The organism is Rhodopirellula islandica (assembly GCF_001027925.1).
Taxonomy (GTDB): domain Bacteria; phylum Planctomycetota; class Planctomycetia; order Pirellulales; family Pirellulaceae; genus Rhodopirellula; species Rhodopirellula islandica.
The window spans coordinates 140,050-159,342 of sequence record NZ_LECT01000017.1; the positions used below are offsets into that span (position 1 = coordinate 140,050).

A 19,293-nucleotide genomic window follows, 5' to 3' on the forward strand; every position below is an offset into this window, starting at 1 on the left:
CGGCGTGGAAGCTGGACGAGGTGATTGGTTCTTTGACAGGTGCCTTTCGCTTTCTCCAGGACTCGCCGCTGTGAAAGCACGATCGACCATGACCACCTACTCAGAAACACTGGAAGCTGCCGCACACCAGTTTGATCAGGCAGTGAAAGCCCAACCCGCCCAATTGTCGGTCACCGAAATTGGCACGGTCGAAGAGGTTCAACGCGGGATCGCTCGGGTCCACGGTTTGCCCCACGTGCAAGTCGACGAAGTGCTCCGGTTTGCCGGCGGACACCTTGGATACGCTTTCAACTTGGATCCTGAGCAAGTCGGTTGCGTGTTGCTGGATTCCAGTGAACAGATCACCGCCGGATCGCGGGTGGAGCGAATGCACACGGTGCTGGACACTCCCGTCGGCGATCAGCTTCTTGGACGTGTGGTGGACCCGGTTGGCCGGCCTCTGGATGGTGGGCGGTCCCTCGATGATTTACCGCGTGAACCTTGCGAGCGCGATGCACCCCCGATCATGCAACGTGCTCCGGTGACTGTGCCATTGCAATCCGGCCTGAAAGTTGTTGACGCGATGATTCCGATCGGTCGTGGTCAACGTCAGTTGCTGCTCGGGGATCGTCAAACGGGCAAGACAGCGATCGCGGTTGACACGATCATCAATCAACGCGGCCGCGACGTGATTTGCATCTATTGCAGCATTGGCCAACGCAGCACGGGCGTGGCCCGCGTGATTGAAAACTTGCGTCGTCACGATGCTTTGGATCACACCATTGTGGTGATCGGTGCCGATGATGCCCCGCCGGGATTGCAGTTCTTGGCACCCTACGCGGCAACGACGATGGGAGAGCACTTCATGCGAGAGGGACGCGACGTGTTGATCGTCTACGACGATTTGACGTCGCATGCGAGAGCTTACCGGCACCTGTCATTGTTGTTGCGGCGACCGCCAGGCCGAGAGGCGTTTCCAGGGGACATCTTCTATGTTCACTCGCGTTTGCTGGAACGTTCCACGCACTTGATCCAAAGTGCCGGCGGAGGTTCCTTGACGGCTCTGCCAATCATCGAAACGGAAGCCCAGAACGTGTCGGCGTACATTCCGACGAATTTGATTTCGATCACGGACGGTCAGATCTACCTGTCACCCACCTTGTTTCGAAAGGGCGTGTTGCCGGCGATTGATGTTGGCCGCAGCGTTTCGAGAGTCGGTGGGAAAACCCAACTGCCCGCTTACCGTGTCGTCGCGGGGGATTTGCGATTGACGTATTCGCAATTTGAAGAGCTGGAACGCTTCGCACGCTTCAGCAGTCAGCTCGATGAAGACACCCGTGCAACGCTCAATCGTGGGCGATTGATTCGCGAAATTCTCAAGCAAACTCAATTTCAACCGCTCACGCTGCCGCAACAGATCGCATCGTTGATTGCGGTGACCAATGGCGTGTTGGATGGTCGCCCCGTGGAACAACTTCCCAAGCTGGAGCGTGCTATCCAGGATGCGGTGACGTCGCAAGCGGCTGAGTTGTGTGCCCAGATGCAGGCAGGGGAAAAACTGGACAAGGAACAGGTGGAACAGATCGCCAACATTGCTGCCGGAGCGGTTCATGCCCACGCTTGAACTCTTGCGGCGTAAGATCGAAACCGCGTCGGACTTGCAGTCGGTTGTGACCACGATGAAGACGTTGGCCGCCGTACGGATTCACCAATACCAACGGGCAGCGGACGCGTTGATGGATTACAACCGAACCATTGAACTAGGACTGCAAGTGATCCTGCGGGAACAGAGACTCCGTCATCTGCCGGCCAGCGAATGGGGCGGTGAAAATCCAAAAGTGGGTGGGTCCGAAGAGAATTCACACCATGGCGTGATTGTCATCGGCAGCGACCAAGGCATGTGCGGTCAATTCAATGAACAGATCGCGGCACATGCCTTGGAACATCATGCCAAGCACTGCCAGCGGCCTCCCGAAGCTTTGTGGATTGTGGGGGCTCGCGTCGCGTTTTTGTTGACGGACAGTGGTTGGTCCATTGACGAGGCGTTTCGGATTCCAACCTCCGTGCCCGAAATTGCGGACTGTGTCAGTGACTTGCTGACTGCAGTGGAAGCGGTCCGGGAGCAACGTCATTTGACGACGCTGAGGATCTACGCGAACATGCGATCTTCCGCGGGGGCGTACCAGCCCAACACGACCCAACTGTTGCCGATCGACTTGGCCTGGCTGCAAAGGCTTTCCGTCAAATCATGGGAATCGCCCTGTTTGCCAACCTTTGGTGGTGAGCGTGAAGAATTGTTTTCCCTGCTGGTGCGGCAAAGCCTGTACGTTTCGTTGTACCAAGCTTGTGCGGAATCTTTGGCCAGCGAAAATGCCAGCCGGATCGCAGCAATGCAAGCCGCTGAGAAGAACATCGAGGAAACGCTCGATGAACTGAACACGGCTTTCAAGACTCAACGGCAAACGGCGATCACGGAGGAGTTGCTGGACGTCGTGGTTGGCTTCGAGGCGTTGACGTCAGGCTCGTAAGCTGGTCGGCAGGAAGGATGGGGGTGAATCCCATCAGTTGTTTGGGCGTTCGCCTGGGCGGCAAAATGCTTTGGGGCGTGGTGGCTATTCCTTTGCGAATGTTTTTGTCCCGGGAGCGATGTCAGACGGTCGCCGGATTCGCCAGAATCCGGACCGCACCACTTCACAACCCGAACGCGTCACGGCTAGTGTTTGGTCACGACTGATCTTTAGGGGAGTGGACGAGGCCACGAGTCCTGAACTGGCGTCAAATCCAAGGTCTCGTGGCTTCGTCCACTACGATCACCACTAACCTTTAGCTGTGACGCACCACTCGTCGATTTAGTCATCAACGACGTATCAAGGCATGTCGGATGGGCACTCTTGCCCGTCAGAGTGGTGGATGTCGGCCAAGAGTGGCCAACCTACAGCAAAATCGACAAGCCGGTCAGCGAGGGACCACATCTGAATCGTGGCGAATCCAGCTAAGCAGGTACGCAGGTGTCATCGGGTATGTGAGCCGCTGGCGTTCGCCACGGTTTTCACGCACAACCGGGGCTAACGCCCAAACGGCTCACATGGTTGTGCTTGATCACTCCTGCCGACCTGCTTACCACCATTTCACACGACAAGAGATTGCAGATCCATTCTTCTCAGGACGTTGACTGCACTTCCGTGCGGGAGGTGCTTTCATGAGCTTCGCCCGAAACCATCAATTGCCAGCGTGTCACCACGGGGCCGACCAGTTCAAACACGAACGTCGTGCCGACAATGGTCGTCAGAACTTTCTCGCCCATCTCCGGGTACCGCTGCGACACCATCAACGCCAATCCCAACGCAACGCCAGCTTGCGGTAGCAGGCAGAATCCGACGTGACGGCGGACGACGGGCGGTGCACCCGCTGCTTTTGCCCCCAGGTAGGCGCCAATGAATTTGCCGATCACGCGAGCGACGATGTATCCCAATCCGATCCAACCCACATTCACCAATTGGTGCAGTTGGAATTGGAACCCGGCGAGGACAAAGAACACAATCAAGAAGGGTTGTTCGACCTCTTCGATGGCGTGGAACGGACGGTGGTGATGATGAGCGACGTTGGACACGGTCGCGCCCATTGCCATGCAAGCCATCACGTAAGAAAGCTCAAAGTAGATCGCCAATCCGCTGCACAACAGCACGAACCCGAGCGTTTCAACAATGGTCAGTTCACCTGATTTGATGCGGCCAGTCAGCATCGCCATGGGCAGCCCAACGGCGATTCCCAGAAGCAATCCCCCGACAATTTCCCAGAGCCCATGTCCGAGGACGACCCAGGACGCCACGTTTGCCGATGCCTCTGGTGAGACCATGGAACTGGCAATCACGGTCAGCAGACTGAACAACATCACTCCCCAGGCATCGTCGATTGCCACGACTCCTAGCAACGTGTCTGTGAGCGGGCCTTTCGAGCCTATTCCGCTGGCAACATCCATCGTCGCAGCCGGGTCGGTGGCTGGGGCCACGGCGGCAAGCAACAACGCCAATGGAATGGGGACGCCAAAAGCCCAAAGCAATAGAAACACGCCCGCTGCGGACCCAGCGACCTCGGCCAGCGACACAAACGCGACCGGTTTGCCCGTGGTCCGCAAACGCTTGCCGAGAAATCTTTCACCCAGGTGAAAGCCGATGATGCTGAGCGCGAGCAGCGTCGCAAATGAAAACCACTGAGTGATTTCATCGGGCACCAAGTGCCACCCCGACGGTCCTGCCAAAAATCCCAGCAACAGCAGCAACGTGACTCTCGGGACGTGCATCCGACGGCCGAGCACATCGGCCGCAAAACCAGCCAGCAGGAATCCGCCCAGAATCATCAATGAAACCGCGTCGGCCACGTCGTTCAAATCCACTCTCCTCTTTCATTGTCCGGCAGGGAACCGAACCGTTGGAATGTCCAAACGCCCGTCTAACCGACCACCAAAGCAGTTGCAAATGTCGGACCGACGAAGGTTGGTCGACTCGTTCGTTCCCCCAACGCACTTCCGTCGCTCACTGTGATGTGCTGGTGGGCACAATTCCGAGCGAATGGGCTCAGTGACCGCATCGTTGTGACCGCATCGTTCTGGCGTGTCTTGTTGGGCCGTCGGTCATCCTTGATGATGGATCATCCTTGTTTTCATGGCAGGGTGATTCGTTTGATCCTGTCGTTGCCCCTTTTCTCCACCGTCTATCTTCTCCACCGTCCATCGATTGGCTGTTGCACATGACTTTTCCACGAACGTTCTCCCACATTGGAATCTCAGTCACGGACCTGGACCAAGCCGTGGAGTTCTACACACAGACGCTTGGTTGGTACGTCATCATGCCTCCAACCGAAATTGTTGCCGACGATTCGGCAATCGGAGTGATGTGCAACGACGTCTTCGGTGAAGGCTGGGGACGTTTTCGCATCGCTCACCTGGCAACCGGCGACCGCGTCGGAGTGGAACTGTTCGAGTTTGACAACGCCGAGCGGCGAGAGAACAACTTTGAGTATTGGAAGTCAGGCGTGTTCCATTTCTGCGTGCAAGATCCCGATGTCGAAGGGCTCGCCAAAAAGATTGTCGAGAATGGTGGCAAGCAGCGGATGCCGATCCGCGAATATTATCCTGGCAAGAAGCCTTACCGCATGGTGTACTGCGAAGATCCGTTTGGGAATCTGATTGAAATCTATTCGCACAGTTATGAGCTGACCTATTCCGCAGGTGCCTATCAAGGCGACGCCAAAGAGTGAGCAACGCACGATGAGTCCGGGGCGAGTGTGAGTCGTTGTGTGCTCGAAGTCGTGAATTCGATTTTGCGCTCTGCAGATAGGGCTCGCAAACCTCATCCGTCAGGCCACCAATCACGAACGCGTTGCGAAGCCGCCGCCCAGCTCCATGCCAGCATCCGGGAACGTGTCCCTGCGAAAACGAGAAGAGGTTGTCACTCGACACTCAGAACAAACTGCCGTCGATGCATGCGTGCATGACCCAGCCCCGCGACTTTGCAGGCCGTGCAGTTCTTAAGTCTTGTATTGCCAGCCGGTCATCATCACCCTTCCCTTGGGAGGAGGTTGTGCAGTTTTGAAGTGCTGGGCCAGTACCTCCTTGAGACCCCCCCCCCGCGCAGGAGGTCGTGCAGTTGTCAAATGCTGTGCGCGTTGCGTCTTGCGAACCCCGCCCGCGCAGCGGGAGGGGTCGGAAAGCGAGCGTTCAGCGAGATTTTCGGGGGAGGGCAACACGCGCCGTTTCCCATGCACGGCCCCCTCCCTCGCGTACGCCTGAACGGCGTCGCTCGACCTCCCCCCAAACTTCGTTTCGGGAGAGGTGCTCAAATGCTGAAACCCGCTAAAACGCGGCCTCGCTCAACTGCAGGACCTCCCGCGCGGGCGGGGTTCTCAAGACACTGCTGGCACAACATCCAAAAGCTGCACGGCCTCGCGGCGGAAGAAGCACACACTCATGGGAGGGAGATCCCTGCACGTCTTCTTCAGGACTCCAGATCCGCCTCAAAAATATCTTGGCTGCCGCACGGACCAAAAGCAGTTTGGTTTGCCCCCGCAAATCCTTGGCTTTCCACTCAGCGGCCGTTGGTTGCCCGCTCGATCCATCCTCGATTCACTCGCGTGTTTTTGCGAATTGGACTGGACCTTCAATATCTGCCTGGGCGAATGTATCTAGCGTATTCGCCAAGGCGAATTCAGCGAAATGGGCTCACCGTTCCGCTGCTGCCCCCCATTTTGACCGGGGCATTCCGTTTCGATCACGCGAAGGATTTCCAATGAAACGCATGAACTTGCACGTCCGTGGTATCGCAGCTTTGGCATTGGCTGCAATCTGTTTAGCTCCCGTGACGGCTCGAGCTGAAAGCCCCCTCCCCACGCATTCTGTTTCGGGGCCAGCCGGCGCGGCGATGCAAAAAGCGTCCCAGGAAGGGAAGTACTTGTTCGTCTACTTTTGGAAACAGAACGACGAGCAGACTCAATTGATGCAGGGCGTGTTTCAACAAGCAACGACCAAGATGTCGGATGTGGCTGACGCGATCAGCGTGCAGATCACCGATCCAAACAACGCCGGCGTCGTGAAACAATTTGGTGTCAGCAGGGCGCCAATGCCGCTGGCTTTGGCAATCGCTCCCAACGGTGCCGTGACCGGTGGTCTGCCGGTAACGTTCCAAGAACAACAGTTGCGAGACGCGATCGTCAGCCCAGCGACTGCGACTTGTTTGAAGGCGATGCAGGATCGCAAGTTGGTGCTGCTGTGCGTGAAGCGTGATACCAACGCGGTCGCTTTCCAAGGTGCTCATGCGTTGACCCAAGACGAACGTTTCGCGGCCTCGACGCAGATCGTCAACGTCGATCCCACAGACGCATCCGAGCAGAGCTTCCTGCAATCGTTGAAGGTCGATGTGTCGGCTGGCAAGGGAGTGATGGTCGTTCTAACGCCTCCTGGTCAACCGGTCGCGACGTTCGCAGAGAACGCCACCAAGGATGAGATCGTCGAGCGTTTGACTGCCGCGAGTTCGGCATGTTGCCCCGACGGCCAATGTGCACCGGGCCAGCAATGTTGCCCTGGCGGCAATTGTGCTCCCGCCGCCAAGTGAGCCTGGACTCCACGATCAACAACATTGGAAGGAGACAACGTTATGAACCTGAACAAACTTGTCTGGCGAGAACTCTTTGAACGGAAGAGCCAGATGATCACGATCTTCGTGGGGATCCTGCTGGGGATCACCACGGTCATCGCGATCAAGAACATCACCTACTATTCCGAGATGGCGGTGGCCAGAGAAATGGACAGCCTGGGCGCCAACGTGTTGGTGTTGCCCAAGTCCGTGACGCTGCAAGACTACTACTCGGCGGACATCCACAACGCAACCATCCCCGAGGAATATGCCTTGCGTTTGACGATGTCCAACCTCGCCGGCGTCGACAACTTGTCACCCAAGTTGTGTGTGCCGGTGGAACTGGAGGGCCGCTCGTTCACCTTGACCGGCATCCTGCCCAAGAGTGAGTTCCAGGCCAAGGCGGCTTGGGGCGGAGCCGGGATCTTCTCACGCCCTATCGGCTGCGGAGCGATCGACGTCGGCACTCCCGAACCGGAAGACAAGAAAATGCTGGTTCGCAACCGTGTCATCGACGACTTGGCGACCAATGAAACGCTGGTTGGTTCTGACACCGCCGCGTCCTTGGGGATCGAAGAAGGCCAAACATTGGAATTGATGGGCAAGCAGTTTTCGGTCGTTGCCGTGCTGCCAGAAACAGGAACGGTTGACGATTCACGCATCTTCGCTCACCTGCACACCGTGCAAGAGATGTCAGGCAAGGATGCGGTGGTCAGTTGCATTGAGATTGTCGGTTGCTGCAAAGAGATCTCGGCCGGCTTGGTCGACAACGTCAACAACCTGTTGCCCGAAGCCAAAGTCGTGACCGTCACTCAGGTTGTCGCCACGCAGCAAAAGGTCAACGGCATGATGGAAAAGTTGTCGATGATTTTCGTTGCAATCATCGTCGTGATCGGTGGAGCAGGCATTGCGAATTTCATGTTCGCGAATGTTTATGAACGCCGCCGTGAAATCGGCACGTTGATGTCGCTCGGCGCAGAATCGAAATTGATCCTGCGAATCTTCTTGCTCAAAGCGTTGTTGTTAGGAGTCGCCGGTGGAGTCGGAGGCTTTCTGATCGGCACCACACTGGCAGTCACGCTCGGACCTCGCCTGGCCAACGTGCCTGTGTTGCCGATGCCGATGCTGGCGGTTTGGGCGATTGGAATCTCGGTTGGGACAACACTGCTGGCCAGCTACTTCCCCGCTCGCAATGCCGCCCGACTCGATCCCGTCACGTCATTCAAGGAGGTTTGAACCATGTTGTCCATGCAGAATGTTACGAAGGTCTATGAAATGCACCGCCAACAGGTTGTGGCTCTCGATGACGCAACCTTGGAGATCCCCGAAGGCGACTTTGTGTCGTTGATCGGGCCCAGCGGCAGCGGCAAGAGTTCGCTGTTGGTGATGTTGGGCGGAATGTTGTCACCAACATCCGGACAAGTGTTGCTCAACGGCCAGTCGATGTACGACTTGGATGCCGACGGGCGGGCTCGGATGCGAAAGGCGAACATTGGTTTCGTATTTCAAACATTCAATTTGATTCCGTACCTGTCGGCGCAAGAGAATGTGCAGATTCCGTTGTATTTGTCTGGAACTGCGGAATCGGATCAACGCGATCGGGCAGCCGAGTTGTTGGAACGTGTTGGCTTGGGGGACCGCTTGGATCACAAGCCCAACGAACTGAGCGTTGGTCAACAGCAACGAGTCGCGTTGGCACGGATGCTGGCCAATGATCCGGCCGTGATCTTGGCCGACGAGCCCACCGGAAACTTGGATCCCGAGACCAGTGACCAAGTGATTGGCTACTTCGAAGAGTTCAATCGGGAAGGGCGCACGATCGTGATGGTGACGCACAACCCAGAGGCGGCCGAGCGAGCGAAACGCGTCTTGAAACTGCGAAGCGGCAAGATCGTCGACGACCGAGCGGCCTTGCACTCCGCCGAAGCCGCCTAGTGGTCCGTCAAAGTTAAAAGTGAGGGTTGATCGTAGTGGACGAGGCCACGAGTCCTTGGATTCGACGCCAGTTCAGGACTCGTGGCCTCGTCCACTACCCTAAAAACAAGTCCTGACAGACCACTAGTGAACTCGGCACCGCCAAGGACAACGATTGGCTGAGGCAACGGGTCGTTTCGCGTCGTTGAGCGAAACGACTCGTGACCTCGGCCACCACGTTCCCCCCTGATTCATCGATGGGACTCTCCATTCGAATACGTCGCTTGATGCGTGCGTATCCGCCCAGCTACACTGCTGAGAGAAAATGCAACCTCGTGATCGGGGAACCTCACCGCCCGATCATTCTTCATAAGGCCCCGGAACATGAGCACGACGACCGACTCAGCTTTGCAAGGCGACCTGTCGAACGTTCCATTGGCTGAGATTGGCGAGGAGATCAACACGGTCTTTCGTGCGTTTGCGGACAGCACTCGATTGCGAATCTTGCATTTGCTGGCGGTCGACGAGATCTGCGTGGGTGACCTCGTGAAGATCTTGCAGCTCCCTCAACCGACCGTTTCTCGACACCTTGCCTATCTACGCAAAGCTTCGCTGGTCGATGTTCGCAAGGTCGGGCTGTGGTCGCATTACTCGCTCGCTCCAGCTCACTCGTGCTTCCAACAAAAATTGTACGAGTGTCTCAACAGTTGTTTCAGTGACGTTCCGGAGTTGAAAGAGGACGCAAGCAGAGCGAAACAACTGAAAGAAAGCGGTGGTTGCTGCGACTAGGTTTCCGTTTGCGGTCAGCAATGGGACGGTTGTGAGCCCAGAAGAGTTTTCAGTGCCGGTTTCTGAGCCGGTGTCGAGAGGTGGAAAATCGCGCGTAACGGATGGAGCCAGAGTTCTTTAGGATCGTTCCAGCACCCAACCAGGCAGACTTCCTTGTCGGGGGTGTCGCAGTGAGAAGTCACATTCCTTGCTCTGCCAAGCAGCTCGAACATCCATCGGATGAAGGCTGAGCCGATCCTCCTCCACGGAACAGCCCAGCCCACGTCTGTTGAAAGTCGAAGCTGATTCAGAGCAGATGCTTTTGAATGGATGGTCCGTTGGTCCAGTCTCTCCGATTTCCAGTTCCCGTCTGCCGGATCCGACGGTCTCAAATGGGTTGGTTTTGCATTCTGTTTGGGATGCTCTTGTTCGCCGGCTGTGCACCGTCGGTTTCGAAAAAGTCGTCGGTGGAAGACGCGTCCGGCAATGATTCATCGGGTGAAGTGCCGCCCATTGCGAAGGAGGGCGACGCGAGGGGGCCATTGAGCGTTGCCACCACGGCATTCGAGTGTGGGGAGTGCGATCGAGCTGCTGAGTTGCTGACGCCTTTGATGATCGAGCATCCCGATGACCAGGAGCTGTTGTTGTTGGCAGCAAGGGTCGAGGCGAAGCGGGGCAAATGGGCCAAATCGCTGGCGATGGCAGAGAGCATTGCCGAGGGCGACTCAAAGCTGCGAAGTCCCGCGATTGCCGTTTGTGTGAATGCGGCATCGAAGCTGAACGATCCCCGCCGATACGAAAAGATGCTGCGTCGATGGGTGGAAGCCAACCCGAATCAGGTGGAGCCGTTCCATCGATTGTGGCGGCACTACACGAGGCATGGGAGAACGTTCGAAGCTGCCCGCGTTGCCGATCGGTTGGTCTTCCAAGGCCAAGCCAACCTGCAACAGCTTCAGTCGCTGGTCTTTCGCGGCCAATCGGTGTTCCGTCTAGCAAACGCTTCAGGCGACAAGGATCAGCCCTTGATCGAACAACACCTGAAACCGGGGCAAGGGCGAGCGAGACATTATTATTCCATTGGCGAATTCCAACAGGCGCGAACCGAATTGGAATCTGCGTTGGCAGAGGGCTCTCCGACGAGGCCGGTCAACATCGCCTCCGCAAGTGCTCTGCTGGGTCGGGTGCTTGCCGAACTCCAAGCCGAAGCTGCGTTTTTGGAGTGGTACGCCTCTCGTGATTCCTCGTGGGAAACCTACGATGACTATTGGTTCGCGATCGGGAGTTACCATTTCGATCAGGGGCAATATGAATCTGCGATCCATGCTCTCTTGGAAGCTCTTCGCCGAAACTCTGCCGACTTGGTCACTTATCAGCGGATTCAGCAATCGCTCAAAGCACTCCAGCGAAATGAGCAGAGCGACGCGTTTGAAGCCAAAGCGGCCATCATCCATGAGGCTCGCGAACTGGCGAAGCAGTTGGATGCGGAGGCCCCTGACAGTCAAAGATTGAGCGAGATCGGCAATCACCTGCTGGATGTGGGGCGGCCACTGGAATCGCTCCGGTGGACGGAACTGAGTTTGCCGGCGACTGCTTCGGTTCAGCTGGCACAGATCAACCAACAACGTCGAAGACTCCAGAGTGTTCCCGAGTTGAGGCAGATGATGTTGGAGGACGCGATGGTCAGCCTGTCGCCTTCCCAATTCGAGTTGCAACCCATCGCAACCGCCACTCCCGTTCGCGACGAACGTTTCACTTGGTCGGCGGCTCCAACCCCGAATGGGAAGCTGATGGTTCAGGACGTCGCAGCGGAACGAGGGTTGAGCTTCCAGTGGTATCAGGCCGAACAAGCTGACTTGTCATCCATCGCCCTGTATGAATCGCTGGGTGGGGGAGTTGGCGTGATCGATTTCGACGCAGATGGACGCCCCGACCTTTACTTTGCACAGGGTTCCGGTGACCCGCCGGAGCTGCATGGCACTCGATCAAATCAACTCTTTCGCAACCTTGGCGAACGTTTTGTTTCGGTCCAGCAACAAAGTGAGTGTGAAGACCATCGCTACTCGCAGGGCATCAGCGTGGGCGACGTCAATCAAGACGGATGGCCTGATTTGCTCATCGGAAACATTGGGCTGAATCAACTGTTTCTCAACAACGGCGACGGGACGTTTCAAGACGGCTCGGATCGGATGCACGGGCAGGGCAATCGTTTTACCTCCTCGATGGCCATTGCTGACCTCAGTGGGGATGCAGTGCCGGATTTGTACGAGGTCAATTACATTGAATTGGAAGAAGCCTTCGATCCACCTGAGTACGATTCGCACGGACGAGAGTTGCTTCAGGGGCCGCTCAGTCAGCCGCCCAAAGCTGATCATTGGTACCGCTGTGACGGGCGAGGCCATTGCTTCGGCAGTGAAATTCCACCGTCTGTTGCGAAGACCGGCACTGGTTTGGGAATTGTGATCACGGACATGGATGGGCAGGAAGGGAACGAGATTTTTGTCGGCAATGACGCGCGTCCCAATCACTTTTTAGCAACCAAGAATCGTCCTTGGAAAGACACCGCCAGCATTCAGGGCGTCGCCAGCGGCAGGTTTGGTCTCTCGACCGCCTGCATGGGCATCGCGACCGGAGACTTCAATCGGGACGGGCGTTTCGACATGCATGTCAGCAACTTCTTCGGCGAATACGACAATCTGTTTTTACAAACGGATAGCGGCACCTTTCGCGATGCCGCACCGAGCTATCAGTTGCCGGCACTCAGTTTGTCCAACGTCGGTTTTGGATCCAAAAGCCTGGATGTCGATCGGGACGGTTGGTTGGATTTGATGACCACCAACGGCCACATCTTTGATCAGAGCCACTTGGGCGAGCCCTTTCGCCAACCGCCGCTGCTGATGCACAACCGGATGGATCGTTTTGAAGCGGTGATGGCGCCGGACCCTTCGAGTTACTTGGCGGGCTCGTACCTGGGCCGCGGTTTGGCAAAGTTGGATTGGAATCAAGACGGGCAAATGGACTTGGTCGCTACTCACCTTGATCATCCTGCTTCGCTCCTGGAGATAAGCAGTGAGTCGCTCGGTCACGCATTGCAACTCGAGCTGGTCGGTGTGCGAAGTGAACGAGATGCGATTGGCGCTCGTGTCACGATCCAAGCCCAACACGGCGTTCAAGTTGACTGGATCACCGCGGGCGACGGGTATCTTTGCACAGACGAAGCCGTGCTCGAGTTCGGCTTGGCAGACTGTGATGTCGCCGAACAAATCCTGGTCGAGTGGCCCAGCGGGAACGTTCAGACATTCGAAAACGCCCCTGCCGATCAACGGTACCTCGTGATCGAAAACTCCGCACGGTTGCACACTCGTTGAGCGACGCTCGTTGAAGTAGCCTCAGCCACCTTCCCCTTCCACCAAGTCATGCAGTTTTCAAGTGCTGTGCCAGACGCGTCTTGAGAACCCCGCCCGCGCAGCGGGAGGGGTCGGAAAGCGAGCGTTCAGCGAGCTTTCCGGGGGAGGGCAACACGCGCCGTTCCCCATACTCGGCCCCCCCATCACAACCCGACGCGTCAGCAAGGGACTCCCCCAAAATCCCACAACGCCCCCATCCGAGGCGAAAACCGGACGCCAGCTACTATCCACTTTTCAAACGTCCCGAACGGCCACAAGTGGATCCGAATTCACTGCCAACTGTCGTCGCTCCGCGACTTGGACGCGCGTTTGGTGTCGAAGAGACCTTGGGTTAAAACCCAAGGCTATGCAAATGCCGTCGCTCCGCGACTGAAGCCCAAGGGTCGCACACCCTCCCCCCAAACTTCGTTTCGGGAGAGGTTCTCAAATGCCGAAACCCACCAAAACGCAGCACCAAAAACCGGGATGGGTTCCAGCATGAAGCGACTGCGAACCTGCCCGGGCTCTCGTCCGTTCTCTGGTAACAGCGTGCATGAGATTTTGGACGGTCTCGGTGCAAGCGGCACAGCACGTGCAAAGTTCACGGGTATCACTTCAACCTGCTTCAAGGAGCACACCCATGTCCAAGTCAGACGTAATCAACAAAGATGAAGCCATGCACCATGACCACCGTCAATGGGAAAGCGATGTCGCCATGTGGCGGGATGACATCGATATCTGGCAACAAGGCCATCAAAACGCTTTGAAAGAGCTCAATCGAATCGCGGAACGGCTGACCGAACACACTTCGGCATTGGAGGCTCACGTGGACCAGATCGACTCGCACGAAGCCACGACATTGCAGCACGAACACGTCGTGGCCGCTGACTTCCGCAATGAAACGGAGCCCACGGCGCACTCCACGGCGGAGCACGTGAAAGAAGCCACGCGTCATCAGCATCTGCGGGACGCTCATGAACGCTTGAAAAAGCATCACCACACCGTGATGGCCCACATCGCGATGCTCAAGGCCACTCTCGACGCGGCAGTTTGAGACGTCGCGTTGGAGTGTCGTCTGAAAGAAAGAACTTGACCTATGGAACTGATTGAAGTCCCGCAACTGATCCGCAACGCCGATCGTTTTCGCGAGGTCGTCACCATCCTCGCCCGGCACGGGTTGGCAGATTGGATTTCGGGAGTTCCGTCGGTCTGGCGGGAGCGACTGCGAGTGGGACGTGAGGATGAATCACTCACCACCGCAGAACGCATTCGCGTCGCGATGACCGATTTGGGAACCACGTTCATCAAGCTTGGACAGGTTCTCAGCACTCGCGAAGACCTTGTCGGCACCGAACTGGCGTGCGAGTTGGCACAATTGCGGGCCAATACGCCCAGCGACCCGCCGGAAGCGGTCATTGCGATGATCGAATCCGAACTGGGAGCGGGAGTCGACGAACTTTTTTCTTGGTTCGATCCGGTCGCCATGGCCTCTGCATCCATCGGACAGGTCCATCGTGCAACCACTCATGAAGGATTGCACGTCGTCGTGAAGGTGCAGCATCCCGGCATCGAACGGCGGATCGTCAATGATCTGCAGATCATGCAAAAGCTGGCCGAAATTGCCGAGCAGCAATCCGACCGGCTTCGGCAGTATCGGCCCGTGGAAACCATTCGTGAGTTCCAACGATCACTGATTCGCGAATTGGATTTTCATCGCGAACTGCAAAATATGAATCGGTTCCGCAAGAACTTCGCTGACGAACCAAACGTTCATTTCGCGACCCCTTACCCCAAGCTGAGTTCGCGACGTGTCCTGACGATGGAACGCCTTGATGGCGTTAGCGTTTCGGACAAAGAAGCCCTGGAATCATCGGGAGCCGACCTGACCGCGATCGCGCTTTGTGGCGCGACGGTGTTTCTTGACATGATTTTTCGGGACGGCTTTTATCATGCCGATCCGCACCCGGGCAACCTGATGATTCTTCCCGGGGTTCGCGAGCAGGATCAGGAAACGACTCCGCCTCGAGTGGGGATCCTCGATTGTGGAATGGTCGGTCGCATTGACAGTGGTCTGCGCGACGATTTGGAAGCTGCCTTGATCGCGTCCGTCACAAGCGACGCTGCCAGTATCACAGAGATTGTGGTGCGGCTTGGCGAAGTGCCACTGGACTTTGATGAACCCGCCTTGGTGTGTGAGATTCAAGAGTTGCTGGATGACTACGCCGATCAAAGTCTTCGCGACTTCGACGTCTCCGGTTGCTTGCGAGATGTCATTCGAATCATTCGTGAACATCGGATTTACTTGCCCGCCAAGGTCGCCATGCTTTTGAAAGTCTTGGCGATGCTGGAAGGCACCGCTCATCAACTCAACCCCGATTTCAGCCTTGCGGAACTGTTGCAGCCTTACGGGCAGCAGGCGATGCGTCGACGGTTGTCTCCGCGGCGTGTTTTCGAACGCATGAAAACTCGAGTGAATGAATGGGATCACTTGTTGAGCATTCTGCCCAAGGATCTCGCTGATGTGCTTCACAGTCTGAAGCAGGGCAACTTTGACGTCCATCTGCAGCATCGGCGCTTGGAACCCGTCGTCAATCGATTGGTGATGGGCATTCTCACTGCGGCGTTGTTTGTCGGTTCTGCTTCACTGTGGAGCAGTGGTGTTTCGCCTCAGTTGTTTGGGGTTTCGGTTCCCGGTTTTCTGGGGTGCCTGTTGGCGTTGTTCATGGGGCTTCGACTCACCTGGCAAATTTCAAGGGTGAGATAAGACGGTCATGGGAAAGCTCATTCTGTTGCGTCATGGTCAAAGCGTCTGGAACCGTCAAAACCGTTTCACGGGATGGACCGATGTTGGATTGACGGAACAAGGTCACCAGGAAGCTCACCAGGCGGGTCGAACACTGCTTCATGATGGGGTGAAAATTGACATCGCGTTCACGTCCGTTTTAAAACGAGCGATCAAGACCTTGTGGCTGGTCCTTGAAACGATGGACCAAATGTGGGTGCCGGTGGAACGCTCGTGGCGACTGAATGAACGGCACTACGGCGCTCTGCAAGGTCTGAACAAGGCCGAGACAGCCAAGCGTGTGGGGGAAACTCAGGTTCTGAAATGGAGGCGCAGTTTCGACGTTCGGCCACCGCTTCTGGAGACCACCGACGAACGCTACCCAGGGCTCGACCGTCGTTACGCGTTGCTGTCCGAATCTGAATTGCCACGAGGGGAGAGTTTGCAGGATACGATAGCGCGTTGCCTGCCTCACTGGGAAGCGACGATTTCCCCGGCATTGGCGATCGGAAAGACCGTGTTGGTCGTCGCGCACGGCAACACGATCCGGGCGCTTCGAAAGCATCTCGACGAGATCTCAGACGCGGACATCGTGGGCATGGAAATTCCAACCGGCAGTCCAATCGTTTACGACACGCAATCGATCCGCCAGAAGATCGCGAGGGTCTGAGCCGGACCCTGGCATTGCCGCCGCACCAACTTGGAATGGAATCTTCGGTTCCAAGGCGGAATTGCAGCTTCTCAACGTCGCAGAATCAAGACGGGACAATGTGCCGCTCGAACAACGTGTTCCGCAACTGATCCCAGCAGCAATCGCTTCACGCCGCTGCGGCCGTGTGATGGCAACACGATCAAATCGATTTTGTGATCGGAAGCAAACCGCGTGATGCCTTCCGTCGGACTGTCAACGGCAGTGAAGAATTGAACGTCTCGGAATTCATCGCCGCCAAACATGTCCTTCATTTGGTTCATGGCCGTCACTTCGTGATTCGCATCGATTTTCGCGGCACCTTCCCAATTGAATGTCCCGGCGGCCATGCCTCCGCCTAGTTCATACCCGCCGTTGTCATCCAATCCGTACAGCTGGGCTGGATCAACCACATGCAGCACCAAAACATTTTCATTCTTGCCTGCGATTTTAACTCCTGTTTCCACTGCCTCCTTCGATTGATCGGAGAAGTCGATGGGAACCAGGATCTTGCTGTTTTCAAAGTAGTTCATGCTGTGGCGTCTTGTTTGAGGCGAGGCTGGCATTCAGTGCCATTCCTCCTGGGGAAACAAGAGTCAGGATTGCAGCTTCAGTACCAATTCAAAAACTCATCATATCATCACGACGGTGTGTGCACCCGGCGCACAGAACGTCCATGGACGCACACATGGATCGTCGCGACGCGGGCTGGCAACGGAACATTGTTGGTGGCATGACGTTTGCCAAACCTGGTTGGCACCGTTTGGTCCCATCTCAATTCACATCAGGAGTTCAAGCATGTCGATTGCAAAACAAATGTTCCGTTTCGGTCTCATCGCAGCCGCCGTCATCGCCGCAACGGCTGGTCCGTCAGCTAGCGCCGAGGAAAACACAACCGTGGACGGGAGCGGTCAAAAGGTCGTGGTGCATCTGTCTCACTTCACCGACGATCTGCACCGCTGCTTCATGGCGGTGAAAGTTGCCAACTTGATGCAAGAATATGGCGCCGACGTGACGCTGTTTGTGGATCTCGAAGGAGTTCGCATTGCAGAACGCAAGCAAGAGCTGAAATTCAATTGGGGACCGGACTCGCCATCGCTCGCAGAACTCTACGAGAAGTTTGCTGCTGGCGGCGGCAAGGTCCTCGTGTGCCCGCACTGTGCCAAGTCAGCTCATATCACCGATCCAGGGCTCAAACGCAACGCTGATATTGCAACGCTTCCAATGCTTGGCAAATTGCTGATCGAAGCCGACAAAGTGATGGATTACTGAGCCGCGAATGGCCGGATGAGCCTGCTGGATCTTGTTCGTTGAGATGCAATTCGGAATGGTCATCGCGGTCGCTGGTGGTTCATTCCAGTTGCTCGAGATGTGTTCCAACGCGGGTCAGGGAGGTGGGTCCCGGCTTGCATTTTGGGAGTCGCTGGGCAACGTTCTGGGGGGACGCCTTGTCAGAGCGATCTTTCGACGCTTCGAGGAGTGGCGAGCAGCGTTCCGCAATCTTGCCCAGCCCGCGTCGGTCGCGACGAAAACGATGTGGCACTCCCCAGTGACATTTGAATGAATTCCAACGATCCCCCAGCGTCAAAACCGATTCGCCGTTCTCGAAAAGCTCGCAGCAAGGTGTTGATGTTTCTGCGGCGAGTCCATCTCTACATCGGACTGTTTCTTTTGCCCTGGGTGTTTTTGTACGGCGCCACGGGAGCCCTGCTCAATCATGTGGGTTTGTTCCCGGAAGCGGCCATGCAGCAGGTTGACGCGAGTGAGCTGGCGGATTCTGCCTGGGCGGAGTTTCCGGATCAGAATGAGCTGGCCGAACAGGTTGTTGACGCGATGCGCGTCGCTGCTCCCGAGTCATCGATCGAGCTGAATCCCGACCATCCACCCGAATTCACAAATGAAATCGCGTTTCAGATCGAGGACGCGGGGACGCGGCATGCTGTTCACCTGAACCCAGTCGACAAGTCCGCTTGGGTTGCCACGTTCCCGGAAAATCGAGAGCCCATGGAACCTGTTCTGCAGGAGATCCAACGCGTCGAAATTGATCCCAACCCAATGGGAATTGCCGAGCAGACAATCCCGTCTGTTTTGAGTGCTGCGGGGATTGAGACAACCAAAACGTCGGAACCACTGGGATGGAGCAAGCTGAATTTCCTGGCGAACGTCGATGGCGAACCAGTTCGCGTCACCTATGTGCTTCGCGACGGGCACTTGGATGTGACCCGGTACACGGGGGAAGACGGGTATTCGCCCCGCGCGTTCTTCGTGCGACTGCACACTTCCCACGGCCAGCCTCCTCACTGGAATGGACGTAGGTTTTGGTCGCTGTTCATTGATGCGATGGCAATCGCGATGGTCACCTGGGGCGCGACCGGACTGTTGATGTGGTGGCAAATCAAACGCACCCGCTGGATCGGCGGGATCGTGATCGCGATCAGTGTCGTCACCGCTTCGGTCATGTTTTTCAGCATGATGAGCTTCTACGCGACGACCAAACTTTGATGAACTCTCAAATTCTGCTTGCGACAAGCCAGCGGGACTTGCCTGTCGCCAATGGTTCGTTTACTGTTGAGACCAATTCTCAGTTGCAGTAGCCAAGCCAGCTTGGGGGGTCGCCTCGCCGACTTTCTCCTCCGCCAGCCAGGAATGTGA

Annotated in this window: 15 protein-coding genes; 13 read left to right on the plus strand and 2 right to left on the minus strand. The window is 56.6% G+C overall.

The window, feature by feature from the left end; all coding sequences use genetic code 11:
- Positions 1-88: 88 nt before the first annotated feature.
- A complete protein-coding gene (locus tag RISK_RS09000) occupies positions 89-1,603 on the plus strand; it encodes an alternate F1F0 ATPase, F1 subunit alpha (RefSeq protein WP_047814171.1) in 1,515 nt (504 codons plus the stop codon).
- Positions 1,590-2,507 (plus strand): F0F1 ATP synthase subunit gamma, encoded by a 918-nt coding sequence (locus RISK_RS09005; RefSeq protein ID WP_047813934.1) that lies wholly within the window; start codon positions 1,590-1,592, stop codon positions 2,505-2,507. The genes RISK_RS09000 and RISK_RS09005 overlap by 14 nt, the downstream gene beginning before the upstream one ends.
- A 632-nt stretch (positions 2,508-3,139) precedes the next feature.
- Here RISK_RS09005 and RISK_RS09010 read toward each other — a convergent pair.
- Entirely contained in the window at positions 3,140-4,372 is a 1,233-nt protein-coding gene (locus RISK_RS09010) for a cation:proton antiporter (RefSeq protein WP_053061101.1), read from the minus strand.
- Between the two features lie 353 nt (positions 4,373-4,725).
- On the opposite strand from RISK_RS09010, the gene RISK_RS09020 reads away from it, so the two are divergent.
- From RISK_RS09020 to gpmA, 9 genes are all read left to right on the plus strand, one after another.
- Complete coding sequence (locus tag RISK_RS09020) at positions 4,726-5,235, plus strand: lactoylglutathione lyase family protein (protein WP_047813936.1); 510 nt, start codon at positions 4,726-4,728, stop codon at positions 5,233-5,235.
- Positions 5,236-6,272: 1,037 nt separating this feature from the next.
- The gene (locus tag RISK_RS09030) at positions 6,273-7,085 is read left to right on the plus strand and encodes a hypothetical protein (RefSeq protein ID WP_160311417.1); all 813 of its coding nucleotides are present in this window, start codon (positions 6,273-6,275) and stop codon (positions 7,083-7,085) included.
- Positions 7,086-7,127: 42 nt separating this feature from the next.
- Positions 7,128-8,342 carry an ABC transporter permease gene (locus RISK_RS09035; protein ID WP_047813939.1) on the plus strand — a complete coding sequence of 405 codons (1,215 nt, stop codon included), beginning with the start codon at positions 7,128-7,130 and terminating at the stop codon, positions 8,340-8,342.
- Between the two features lie 3 nt (positions 8,343-8,345).
- Positions 8,346-9,041: an ABC transporter ATP-binding protein gene (locus RISK_RS09040; protein WP_047813940.1), complete on the plus strand. Its 696-nt coding sequence runs from the start codon at positions 8,346-8,348 to the stop codon at positions 9,039-9,041.
- A 363-nt stretch (positions 9,042-9,404) separates the two neighbouring features.
- The gene (locus RISK_RS09045; RefSeq protein WP_083434859.1) at positions 9,405-9,809 is read left to right on the plus strand and encodes an ArsR/SmtB family transcription factor; all 405 of its coding nucleotides are present in this window, start codon (positions 9,405-9,407) and stop codon (positions 9,807-9,809) included.
- 398 nt (positions 9,810-10,207) lie between these two features.
- Positions 10,208-13,153: an FG-GAP-like repeat-containing protein gene (locus RISK_RS09050; RefSeq protein ID WP_236696164.1), complete on the plus strand. Its 2,946-nt coding sequence runs from the start codon at positions 10,208-10,210 to the stop codon at positions 13,151-13,153.
- A 658-nt stretch (positions 13,154-13,811) separates the two neighbouring features.
- On the plus strand, positions 13,812-14,225 hold the full coding sequence (locus RISK_RS09055; RefSeq protein WP_047813942.1) for a hypothetical protein: 414 nt from the start codon (positions 13,812-13,814) through the stop codon (positions 14,223-14,225).
- A gap of 42 nt (positions 14,226-14,267) precedes the next feature.
- Entirely contained in the window at positions 14,268-15,935 is a 1,668-nt protein-coding gene (locus tag RISK_RS09060) for an ABC1 kinase family protein (protein ID WP_047813943.1), read from the plus strand.
- A 7-nt stretch (positions 15,936-15,942) separates the two neighbouring features.
- Positions 15,943-16,623 (plus strand): 2,3-diphosphoglycerate-dependent phosphoglycerate mutase, encoded by a 681-nt coding sequence (gpmA, locus tag RISK_RS09065; protein WP_053061102.1) that lies wholly within the window; start codon positions 15,943-15,945, stop codon positions 16,621-16,623.
- A gap of 71 nt (positions 16,624-16,694) precedes the next feature.
- Here gpmA and RISK_RS09070 read toward each other — a convergent pair whose 3' ends face one another.
- Positions 16,695-17,174: a universal stress protein gene (locus RISK_RS09070; RefSeq protein ID WP_047813944.1), complete on the minus strand. Its 480-nt coding sequence runs from the start codon at positions 17,172-17,174 to the stop codon at positions 16,695-16,697.
- Between the two features lie 265 nt (positions 17,175-17,439).
- On the opposite strand from RISK_RS09070, the gene RISK_RS09075 reads away from it, so the two are divergent.
- Together RISK_RS09075 and RISK_RS09085 are read left to right on the plus strand one after the other, a co-directional pair.
- Complete coding sequence (locus RISK_RS09075; RefSeq protein WP_047813945.1) at positions 17,440-17,913, plus strand: DsrE family protein; 474 nt, start codon at positions 17,440-17,442, stop codon at positions 17,911-17,913.
- 288 nt (positions 17,914-18,201) lie between these two features.
- The gene (locus tag RISK_RS09085; protein WP_047813947.1) at positions 18,202-19,143 is read left to right on the plus strand and encodes a PepSY domain-containing protein; all 942 of its coding nucleotides are present in this window, start codon (positions 18,202-18,204) and stop codon (positions 19,141-19,143) included.
- Positions 19,144-19,293: the final 150 nt, after the last annotated feature.